Raw genomic sequence first — 11,402 nt, forward strand, 5'->3', positions numbered from 1 at the left:
CAAGTTTGCGGTACACAAAAAATGCAGGCTATACTCCATCATCATCATAAAAAGGACTCAAGCATGCCAATCGACTCCATTGTGAAATCACTTTCAACTCAACGACTTTCAACTTACCAAGCTCCTCACCTTTCTAGTGGCACAGTGGAACAAAGTTTGGGCTTATATGTATGGAACAAACAGCTCTCTGGACTATTTTATCCCGTGCTTCAAGTCCTCGAAGTATCCTTACGAAATGCTATCTATTCAACGTATATCGAGCATGAGGAAAAGAAAATTGAAGCGCAGCATCCCCAAGAGGACTGGGCAAGAGAAAAGGCTGCAATTGATCTTCTGTGGTTTGATAGCGCATATACAAGACAAAATAACCGCACAGCATTTAAGCAGCTACAAGTGGCAAAAAATCATTTAACACGTGAAGGCAAAAACATCACTCCGGATAATTTAATCGCGAAACTCACGTTTGGTTTTTGGGTTCACATGACAGATGAAAACCACCGTATAGGTCATTCTCAATCTGGACCAATTATTCCATTGTGGCCCACCCTAACAAGTAAAGTTTTTCCTAACGCGAAAGACACGAATGGTAATTCACTATCAATCAATTCGATTCATCAGAAACTCTTAGATGTCAACTTACTGCGCAATCGCATAGCTCATCATGAACCGATCTGGAAATCGGCTGACTTATTTGATTCGGATGACGCTATCAACAAGGTGATTGAGCATTATGATTTAGTACTGTCCATTATCGGCTGGATTAATCCAAATTGTCTAAGAATGCTTTCAGTTATCGAAAACGACAAACTTATGGGTATAGCATGCTCTCAACACACGCTGTGGCGCAGTAAAATGTTAACAACAGGTATCACTACAGTCCCAGACCTTGAAGACTGGAAAGGACGTCACGAGATCGATACGCGCCGAATAGGTGAAGTCGTGAGTGCTGATGCGAATAAAGCGTTCATTCGTTGTCAGAGATCAGGCACTACCTTCTATACAAGTAAAAATTTACAAAACAGGAAAAGAGCTTGGCCATTAACAGAAGGTGCAAAAGTGTCTTTCATACCCAAGCCAGGGCAGCCCAGACCGAAAGCCCATCGAGTAAAGCCAGCGTAGGACAAATGATGAAGCTGGATTACTATAGCATTCGCTGATTCAGCTTCAAATAGTGACCGTACTGCAATGTCAATGGTTGAGCACACCATAGTACGGATGTTACTTCACGTGTAACTTATTAAAAATATGGATATTTATTCCACCATATAACGTACTGTCCTTCAGATATATGTTATTTATAAAAAACGCAAATAATAGGCAATAGCGGCTTGTTAGATTGAGCTTACAAACCGCATTATTACATCAATCGATATCACTTCTAGCGGCATCAACGGCTAGTGAGTCCGCTATCTCATTCCCTCTGACACCAAAATGCGCTCTAACCTTTTTGACTTCGACGTACCTTTCAGAGAGAAGAGCATCGACTGTCTACCACAAGCGGCTATTTAAAATCGGGCTTTAATCCGCTCTACGCCAGTTTTTCTTCTTCCAACTATCACAAAGTCTGAAGGCAGTGAAGCCAGCAAAGAAAAGTAACTTCACCAGCAGCGATAAAAATAACAATGGGGAGCATCACGCTCCCCATTGTTATTTGCTTCTATACACCAGTTTGAAGGTATATGTTATCGATAAAAAACACTCTTGACCTTGGTAGAACCAACTTCATATAAGACTTGAATAGTATGACCATTCACAGACTTGTACTTGTCCCAAGCACCGACAACACCAAGTACTGGTACTTTTTTCTCTAACATCGACTCAACAGGCTTCCCCATCATCTGATGAACTAGTTCCTTGGATGAGATATTCTTTAAGTCGTCCATAAAGAAATTAGGATTCGTGGCAACAATCAATTTTAGAACGCTGCTGTTTGCGTCAAATTGAAACTCCAGCCCATTATCAAAAGTTCGAATGTAAAATTCTTCAGTGTAGCCATCCATCGTCGATGGCACATTACCTGTTATTAACGCTGCAAACTTAGGGTTTTTCACAAGGTCTTGATAAGTGCAGCCTATAAAATCTAAATAGTTCATCTAATACCATCCGTTTGCTTTATTTAAGCGGTGGAGCTCTTCTCTAGCGTCCTCAAGTTGCCCATCAGTGTAGCCATTTTCTTTTAAACATGTCTTAATCGCATCAAAATTCGAATTTACTGCCGCTTCTAGATCACCTGAATCAACTTGCTGCTTTTCAAGTTTATTTCTTCCACCATATGTTTCACTACACTTTTGATGAATCTCTCTCGGGATCGCTACTCCAGCCCCTGAGTTAATAATTTCTTTCTTTTCATCAGCAGTTAAAGGACGTCCAAGCATTTCTTCCGCAGCCCTTAACAATGCCGCCTGAGATGGAATATGATCTATATCCATTCCATCCTTTTTGCTTCTTGGCGCTAAGTCGCCATAAGTGCCTACTTCCAGTGGTTTTACCTTAGTAATTCCAGCACTACGCTTATTAAATACTAAGTACAAGGGGGACACGCCAGAATCCGCAGGGAAAGTCACAATATACTCAGCAAGCTCTTCCTCGGGATAGAGCGCTGTACCTATCTCTTGTTCATGCTCTTCGATAGGACGAACCCAGATATTGTGAACATCGAGCTGATCATTTTCGGGCAATACAGTATCAGGTGTTAGTACATCCGTTGAGCCATCCGGTGTCCATGTAATGGTAATCCCATTATCTAGCTCAGCAACAAAGTGCTGCCCTTGTCGCACAGCTTCACGCTTCGCAACTCGCTCACCATAGACACTACCCTCTCCCGTTTTGATGCCGACCACTTGCTGTTTACCATTTTCATCCGTGTACATATTGAAACGTACACGCATAGTCGTAGTATCATTAGCCGCAAAATCTGAATTTCCGTCTAAGGTGCCATCCCCAAGCTGAGACGGCCATAAGGCGGCCACTAGAAAGCCCCCCATTCGCGCAAAGCCTGCTAACGCTTCTCCTGAAATCGACCATGTGCCTATCGTATTTGTCGTACTGGAGCTCAGAATGCCAAGGTTTGTTGCTGCGCCATTTGCGGGGATCGCAAGGAGTGCCGTTTTACCATAATCAGTTGCTTTAGAACCTGTGGTGATGGTGGTTAAGTTCGTAACGGGCAATTCTTTCTCGAACAGACTATCGCTGTTTATCGCCTTAAACTGGGTTCCTGAGATAAGCGAGTCAGAGTAATCATAATGCGTGTTCGCCAAGCAGCTATAGGTGCAAGGGGAAAGCGGAGGTAAATCGGTCGCTTTTTCTGGAGTGCGCTGTTTTTCTTCGACGGCCTTAACGGTCAGCGTATCCCCGACTTTCAATGACATCGGATCAGCGTTGTACTGCGGATTCAAATCCAGTAATTGTTTCGCCGACAAGCCATATTGCTCTGCAATGGCTCCCCATAATTCTCGTTGGTTGGTCTTAGAGTCCGTCCCAACAGTATGCGTTTCTGGTTTGCTCTCTGCTTTCTCTGTGTCTGAGGGTTGAGTGGTTTGTCTTTTTGCAACAGATTGTTTGGGTGCAGCAAGCAATTCGTTGATATCGAGCTTAATACCATGTTGGGCCAACCAGTCATCATTGAGGTTGTCGAGCTCTTCTCGGGCAATTTGCTGTTCAAGATAAATCAGATGTTGGTTTTCAACGTCTTTACCTTCGAGCTTCCAGTAAACCAGAATGGCACTTTGATAGATGTTGTAGCCTTGCTCATCATTGAGCTGCTCGTGAGTGGAACGTGTCGCATAGAAGGCCCACTTGCCATTTCCAAGTAGCTTGTACTCTTGAACTAAACGGCCATTGTAGAAATGGTAGTAGTAACCTTCTGTTGGTAGCCCCAAACGCTCACCAAGCTGCACTGAAGGGACAACTGGGATAAAGGCCTCTCGCACTACACCAGAGCCTATAGGCTTTACCTGCACATTGTCGGGGACACTAATTCCCAAAGCATTGGAAGCCACTTTGGCGACCAATTTTTTCGGTTCATCAAAGGCGGCATGAGCGGTATATTTTGTACCGTGCTCGGTTGCTTCCGTCTGCCAGCGGCCAATCGGGGCTTCTTGTTTGGTTTTCACCAGTTCAAACGCATACCCCACGCTTTTTCTAAACGTCTCATCCGAGCAAGCCACTTCAAAGCAATATTCGTATTGCAGTTTTGGTGGTGCATCTGAGGTATCGGGTTTCACGGGCTCAGGAACATAGGTCTCTTCAATGTTAGGCGCATAGCCAGCGGAGCTTTGAGTGGGCGTAGCACTGCCAGCCGCACCGCCTGACATTCTCGTTCTGGACAGGTAGGCACTTTTCGCTTCTGGCGATAATACCTCTTGCCCTTCCGCCGACAAGCTCCATGATTTGCTCATGCCATCTCGGAGCATCACAGGCTTCGAAGGGGAATCCGTCAATAGTGCTAACTCACCACTTTTCAGCTTGTCCATAAAACTGGAATAGCTCATCCCCTGAGGGAGTGCTGAACCTAACGCTCTTTCGTCCAGCCTTCCAATATCACCTTCAACCTGACCAAACTCATATGCCATCAGTTCGGTTAACCGTACCACTCGATAACCCACAGTTAAATCCATCCGCTACTTTCAATGGACGTATTCTACCTAACCAGTGGGAGTTGCAGGATTTATAACCATAAGTTCGGTCTACCAATTGCAGACATTGTGATTTTCACCCACCGGAACCAGACCTATTGATAATGACTTAATCATTAAGCAAATAAAGCTCGTTGCGGATTTTTACCAAACAAAATAAAAAGTCACAGTTTGAGATGGACACACCCCTCACAAACTGTACAAATATCGACCTACCTATCAAAACCTCAAAGACAATATTGAACTTCCTTCCTAGAACCTTCACTCTAAATTAGCAATGTTGCATATACTAAAAAGAGGTTGCTCTAATGAACGATTGGGAGTACGTAAACTTTAGCCAAGACCATGAAATGGACTATCACTTAGGTCTAGTAGGTAAATCAAAGTCCGAGTACAACAGAAAGTACCTAAGAGACAACACTCAAAGGACGGCAAAAGACAAGTTAGACAAAACACGAATTACCCATACTGAATTCAAGCCATTTGTTATAGCTGATAAACCAAATTTGAAAGATCCTGCCTAATAGATAGTTAAGATAATATTGCCTCGTTGAAAGGGGCAATATTCAGCAATACAAACCTCGCAAGCAGGCATGTTGATTGTTTGGTGCAGCGCCGTCTACGTAAATTGAATAGCTCATTTTTTATCTCTCTCTAATTGCAAAATGGGCGCATGACTTTGCTTAGCCAGCGCCCCGTTGATGATGTGATTTGATGTTTGTGTTACTGAAAGGATTCTTGGTTGTCTCGCATGCTCAGACGCGATTCCATCCATTCCTCGATTTCACTTTCTACCCAAGCCACCGCTCGTCCACCGAGTGGTACACTTTTAGGAAAGTCTGTTTCATCTGCCATGAACTTGTAAATAGTTGAACGGCCTAGTCCTGTTAGTGACATCACTTCTTTGAGTCGTAGAAATCTCATGGGAATTGTCTCCTGTAACTGTATATACCCATGTGATAAGCCGCCACTGTAAAAAAATGCAGGACGTTTACGCAATCACGCCAGCATTCGAGAGAGTGCGCTTAACAACTACATTTATAAGTAGGTATGACCGTTAAACTTGGTCATAAGTACGTATTGGGTTCTAAACTAACAGACAAAGTAGTGGCGTCACCTTTCCTTCAGCTTATAGTCAAGAGAGATTCGAGGAGTATTTGAAATTGTATATAAATAAGGTATTTAACGTAGGAAATGCGTGGGAAAGAGTTCAAACAGAAAGCGCGGAAGAACTATCTGAGTTACAAATGGCTCTGCAAAACCTAGGCTATGTCGAATCAACGAAAGAATTTAAAGACAACATTTTGTCATCTCTTAATGACTCTGGGTGGAAGTGCAGAACAATGATGGGTGGTTACGCCCGTTTCAGGCAATTCAACCCATCCTCTGTGAAGTCATCTATGACATCAATGGCAGCAATGAAAGGAAACCTCGCTGTTGATTTGGGTATGTCTATGCCGACAAACTTAGACAGTTGGGTTACATACAGGGCTAAATCGACATCCTCACTGGGGGTTGTTCCTATTTTAGTTATGCCTCTAACAATAGACGATGACAGCGTCTTCCGAATGAGCTTCGACTACGCTATTCAGCGTATACAGTACTTAGACATTTTTGAAGACAACAGTTTCCTCATCCTTGGATGCTCCTATGACGAATCCTATTTAGAAGTAGTCAACCTAGATACCGTCATAAGAAGAACTATCACTTTTGAGCCACATCAGATACAAGCAGGTATGAGCTTGCTTTCGTACTTTAGTGAAATACTGAAGCAAAAATGCTCTGAATCAAACAGTAAAGTATCCATCGAACAAGACGGTGATAAAGTACGCCTAAGAATCAAATCTAACTTTGGAACAGAGCAGAAAGTCGAAGCTCTGTTAAATGAATATGGAGAAGTTCTTAATGGTACGAAGCAACCAGCACAATTCATGACAGATCAAATCCAGTTGCTTTCACTTCAGAGCAAGCTTGATATGGCTGCTATGGAAGTCAAACATCAACAAAATATTTTAGCTCTGACAAAATCAAATTATGATCAAAGAATCGTAAGCTTAGAAGATCAAGTATCCTCTCTAAAATTAATGCTTTCTAATAGCATTAGCTCCCACAGGCTCGCTCAAGAACAAGTATCAAATCTAATAGATAAATACGGAGCTCAAGGATCTATGGAACTTGAATTACTAGCTTTTGCAAAAAAGTTGGATGAACGAGCAGCAGATGTTCATAAAGAAGAACTTGAACGTATACTCAAACAGTTACATTCACAAAATCCAAAACTAGCTTCTGAGTTTTTATCTCTATTGAAAGGCCCGCTTGAAGGCGTTATTGGCAACATAATGTATTCCTGGTTGCCTCAACTATCCAGCATTGTAGGACTGGTTATCCGTTAGTTTTATCTAGTGCCTCTTCCGTTTAAAGAGGCACTCATTAGCCCCAGCTCGCATTTACTTACGGCTGGTGCCAAAGTTTCTTTGATGATCACCGAAGTGCTTAGTGTTTTCTTTTGCTAGATAGCTTACATGTTCGAATAGGCTATCAAACTGCTGTTCAAAAGACCGTGAGTTGGAATTTAGACGATGAATTACTGGAGTCCCTGAACGGTCCTTAGATACGTAAACCAAACCATTAGCTTCATCGTAGTCAACACCTGTGACTTTTGCCCATGCATCTATGACCATAGAGAGTAAGTTTTCTCGTTGGTTTCTCACCTTTCCTAACCAGTTAAAACGATCTTTGTTGAACATGAGTACTAGGTGATAGTGGTCATTAAGTGAAGAACAACGCTCCCTTACCCATACATACCTCACTTTACAAGGATGAACTCGTTGTCCATGCCTTTCCTTTCTTCGACCGTCATATTCGATCTGTGACTGTAGAGAACGGACAAAATCAGTGATTGCTCCACGTTTCTCTTGTCCATTTCTAAACTTGGGGAATCGCAAATCAACTCGTAATGCCATTGTTCGGGGATAGTCATCCAGAGCCTGCCCAATGGTGTCATAAATTTTATCTAGATACTGAATACAGAGCGCACCATGAGCCGTCTGAATAGGATGACCTCTAAATGTTTTCTTAGTAGTCAGTTTCAGGTTTTTGTTTTTTCTAGAGCGTACTTTCATTTCCTATCTACTCCTGTTTTTAGGTTCATAGATAGGTCTGTGTCGTTATTTTTAGTTATGCGAGTTGAGTAAGTGGGTAGGATTGGATGGCAGTACTAATAATACTAACCAGACAGACAACAAAAAAATCGCTCCGTAGACAATTCCTGCCCGTCAGAAGAAACAAGTGCCACATAACAATCAAAACCTAGGCACTGAACTGTAAAAAATCGATGCAAGAGCATCTATCTCGAATCCAAGTCACTTACAAGTTAAATGACAAATAAAGTATCTAAAAAAGTGAGATGTCAGTGGCGATACTAAGCATAAAACAAACGACAGGTAGTCACACAAAAATAGATATAGTTTTCAACGACAATGGTCAAACATTTTCCCGACGGTGTTTCCTGATACCTAACCAACTAATTCAATTTTGTAAAGCGGGGAGTGAATAGATGTATTCCCCCCTCATAAACTAAATCGCTGCACTATCATCACCGCGTCACAACCTGTCTCATAGGTACGTTCTCCCCTTGCAAAATCCCTTGTGCACTCCAAAAAACTATTATCTTATTTATACCAAGCATGAAACCAAATAAACATAGAGCACACAGTACCATTCAACAAAAAAACAAGATTTTTAAGGAACTTTATTACTACGATAAACTCAATAATTGAATACGTTAATTGTACTTTTTAGATACTAAAATTCATGGTATTTATATACACTTAACCATCATTAAAATTGCAAGTTTGGGAACATTAAGATGGCATCAAGAGAGGCTTCACTAATCGAAAATGGATTATTCAGGGCGAATAATGAAAGATACTTGAAGTTCTACTGGGCTTATCTTGCTAAGAATATGAACAATATTTTGGGGAGAGACTGCCAAGACAAAAAGGAACTACAGCTCAAAATATCCATGGTGTTACTACGCCGTAAACTCGATGTTGAAGGCTTGATAAATCGGATGAATCGCGCAGCATTGGAAAGTTTGTTACCTGAACGGTCGTTTGATTGGATAGATAAAAATGACGATAGAATCGTCTACTTCGTTTGGTCTTTGCTGAGGTTAACAACTCCGCGATCTCTGAAGATAGACGATAATAAGTATGATTTTAGGTTCTCGACGAGACTTACTCACTGCATCGAATATGTTAACGACAAGCAAGTAAACTACTACCAAAAGTTGAACTTGAACCCACTGCCTTTACATCGTTCAGAAGCATTGGCACTCATATATGACTTCTTTGATCAATGGGATGCAACCTCTCGATCAAAAGAAAAACTAATGCTTTTTCTCAAAGAAAAGTGGTTGTATATTGCATCAAAGCTTCGCCCTGATTACTCTTGGATAGACCCTAAAAACAAACAACAAAATGATTGGATATCTAACTATATTTCATCTCAATTGGAGTGGCTGCCACACCTACCACCACCTATGACAACCTCTCAAAGTTACAATATCAACATTGTCAACTTAGACACCCTATTCATTTTCCGTACAAATTTTGGAAGTAAAAAACGAAAAGGTAATACCGAACACAACAAGAGACTAACTCATGCTGAATTCATGTACAAAATGATGAAAGCGTGGAAGCAAAAGCAGTTTAGAGAAAAGACCGGACGCGCATCAGCTAAATCTTAATCAAGCAATACCGCTCTTACTCTATGCATAAAGAGCGATTAATCTGATCGTAAAGCAAAGACTAAATTAGGCCATCTTAGCTGAAGGTAATGGGTGGACATTCACTTCCATTAGCGATTGCAACTTGTTACCCCATGCCTCCAAAACCTTCAACTGCTCATCGATATAATCATGATGGTTATAGACTCTGAGCATGCCTGGCAGCTGGTGGCCGACTGTCTTTTCAATCGCTACGATATCTAACCCCATTTCACTACAACGGCTGATAAAGGTACGGCGCAAGTCATGAGGTGAAAAGCGCTCAAAATCGGTAGGTAGATTACGTTTGATCAATGCCCGTACTGCCGCAGGTTCTTGCACTCTATCGACCGTTAGCTGCGGCCATACCAGCTTCCACTTACTTGGCACACTGTCACGCTGCTCTTTTAGAAGCGCAAGCAAGTAGCCACTTAAAGGCACTTTACGTGCGTCTTGGCTTTTAGTGTGCCGCTCTTCTGAGCTGGCTGGTAATAGCCAAATTCCCTCATCAAAGTCTAACTCAGTCCAACGCATTTCCAGTACGGCACTAATACGCTGTCCACAACCAAGTAAGAACTGCATTAAACGGATGTTCGAGGGATCTGTACGCCATGACGGCATACTCGTTAACAGAATCTTTAACTCTGAAAAGCTTAAATTACGTTTTGTGACTTTAGAGCCGCCACCAACGTCTTTTGCTTTCAGTTGTGGAGCAGGATGAGTATCGAGCATATTTAGCGCTAGAGCATGGTTAATCACTTGATTGATGATTTTATGGCAAACTCCAATAGCCCCCGCCATACGCTTACCATCTTTATCAACCTTAGCATCAAAGACCCTATTGAGGTCATATATGCTTAAATCTGCCAATTTGATGTTACCGAGAACTGGTTTTATATCTCGATTGTAAATGGTCCTCGATTGGTCGCCCCGTAGCTGTTTTGATAGCCGTTTCTCATCGAAGCTAATAAAAGCGTCATCAAAGGTCTTCGCTTCATCTTGAGCTCGTTTCTCTATATCCAGTTCAACCTTTGGGTTCTTACCATTCTCCAACCAACTTCGATAACGGCCAGCTTCCTTTCGCGCCTGATCCAATGTCATCCCGCGCTCTGGTTTGATCTTAATGTATCGACCCATAGAGATTTTTTCGTGTTTCTTCCCTACTTGAAAACGAAAGATCCAAGTCATTGTGCCTGTTGGACGAACCCGAATGTTCAATCCTTCGACCTTCTTATCGGGGATCGAGTATTCCTTATCCTGTGGCTTTAATGCTTGCAAGGTTGCATTGGTACTGATTCGTTTCGTCATCGTTGAAAAACCTCTGCATTTCTGGGTACGGCTCTGGGTACGGCGTGGGGTACGGGAAACATCGAGTTTCTATTGTACGGCTTTGGACTCTAACGGACAATGAGATCATAAAAATATTAATAAATCATTGCCTTACAATTAAAATATAAAACTCTGTAGACTTTGACGGACTAAAGGTTCTATTTACCCACCACATGGAAGCAGGTGTGATACTGGAGAAAATTAAATAAGACTTTTAATCGGTATTTAAATTTCGATTTAATCGGCTTTCACGCATTTATACTGACAACATTACCTATCATGCTGCTCGCTCTGACTAACGGTTTAATCAGGGCGGGCGATGCAGAGCCCATACGATAACCGTTGAGATCACCGCTTACCTTCTGCCCCCAATGCAGAATCTCTGCATACTCACCCAATTCTACAATCAGTAGAACCTGCGCACCGGTTAATTCAATCAATGGTTATCTGTCATTTTGTCTGACTTTGAAGCAGGAAATTACATCGCATCACAATGAATAGAACAAAATAATCGGTGAGCCAAACTAAATGCATGGGAACGTTTACAGATTGATTTTGATATAAACGTCAGATCCAAAGCCAATCTCATCAAGGAAAGTTCATCACTCGCCGTTAAAACTGCTTAAAAACACATTCAAGAGAGGATGATCACACGAAAGAAGAATAAATCC

Annotated in this window: 9 protein-coding genes and 1 pseudogene; 3 read left to right on the forward strand and 7 right to left on the reverse strand. The window is 41.9% G+C overall.

Annotated elements, in window-relative coordinates; all coding sequences use genetic code 11:
• The first annotated feature begins 63 nt into the window (after window positions 1–63).
• Window positions 64–1,119: an Abi family protein gene (locus AACQ21_RS00675; RefSeq protein WP_105977115.1), complete on the forward strand. Its 1,056-nt coding sequence runs from the start codon at window positions 64–66 to the stop codon at window positions 1,117–1,119.
• A 243-nt stretch (window positions 1,120–1,362) separates the two neighbouring features.
• Here the strand turns inward: AACQ21_RS00675 and AACQ21_RS00680 are convergent.
• The 4 genes and pseudogenes from AACQ21_RS00680 to AACQ21_RS00695 all read right to left on the reverse strand — a co-directional run.
• Window positions 1,363–1,557 (reverse strand): annotated as a pseudogene (locus tag AACQ21_RS00680) (RNase H family protein); the annotation flags it as partial.
• Window positions 1,558–1,682: 125 nt separating this feature from the next.
• Window positions 1,683–2,093, reverse strand: a complete 411-nt coding sequence (locus tag AACQ21_RS00685; RefSeq protein WP_029827263.1) for a hypothetical protein — start codon at window positions 2,091–2,093, stop codon at window positions 1,683–1,685.
• On the reverse strand, window positions 2,094–4,616 hold the full coding sequence (locus AACQ21_RS00690) for a T6SS effector antibacterial DNase (protein WP_105977116.1): 2,523 nt from the start codon (window positions 4,614–4,616) through the stop codon (window positions 2,094–2,096). It lies immediately after the preceding gene.
• A 741-nt stretch (window positions 4,617–5,357) separates the two neighbouring features.
• Complete coding sequence (locus AACQ21_RS00695; RefSeq protein WP_001211744.1) at window positions 5,358–5,558, reverse strand: AlpA family transcriptional regulator; 201 nt, start codon at window positions 5,556–5,558, stop codon at window positions 5,358–5,360.
• 239 nt (window positions 5,559–5,797) lie between these two features.
• Between AACQ21_RS00695 and AACQ21_RS00700 the strand changes: the two genes are divergently transcribed.
• Window positions 5,798–7,027 (forward strand): hypothetical protein, encoded by a 1,230-nt coding sequence (locus AACQ21_RS00700; RefSeq protein ID WP_243422154.1) that lies wholly within the window; start codon window positions 5,798–5,800, stop codon window positions 7,025–7,027.
• A gap of 54 nt (window positions 7,028–7,081) precedes the next feature.
• On the opposite strand, the gene AACQ21_RS00705 is transcribed toward AACQ21_RS00700, so the two are convergent.
• Window positions 7,082–7,756 carry an inovirus Gp2 family protein gene (locus tag AACQ21_RS00705; RefSeq protein WP_105977117.1) on the reverse strand — a complete coding sequence of 225 codons (675 nt, stop codon included), beginning with the start codon at window positions 7,754–7,756 and terminating at the stop codon, window positions 7,082–7,084.
• Window positions 7,757–8,502: 746 nt separating this feature from the next.
• Between AACQ21_RS00705 and AACQ21_RS00710 the strand changes: the two genes are divergently transcribed.
• Complete coding sequence (locus tag AACQ21_RS00710; protein ID WP_105977118.1) at window positions 8,503–9,384, forward strand: hypothetical protein; 882 nt, start codon at window positions 8,503–8,505, stop codon at window positions 9,382–9,384.
• Between the two features lie 66 nt (window positions 9,385–9,450).
• Here the strand turns inward: AACQ21_RS00710 and AACQ21_RS00715 are convergent, their stop codons facing one another.
• A complete protein-coding gene (locus AACQ21_RS00715; protein WP_105977119.1) occupies window positions 9,451–10,710 on the reverse strand; it encodes a tyrosine-type recombinase/integrase in 1,260 nt (419 codons plus the stop codon).
• A gap of 269 nt (window positions 10,711–10,979) precedes the next feature.
• Window positions 10,980–11,171 (reverse strand): hypothetical protein, encoded by a 192-nt coding sequence (locus AACQ21_RS00720; protein ID WP_105977120.1) that lies wholly within the window; start codon window positions 11,169–11,171, stop codon window positions 10,980–10,982.
• Between the last annotated feature and the right edge of the window lie 231 nt (window positions 11,172–11,402).

Origin of the sequence: Vibrio sp. V01_P9A10T6, from assembly GCF_963877065.1 — a bacterium.
Classification (GTDB): domain Bacteria; phylum Pseudomonadota; class Gammaproteobacteria; order Enterobacterales; family Vibrionaceae; genus Vibrio; species Vibrio anguillarum.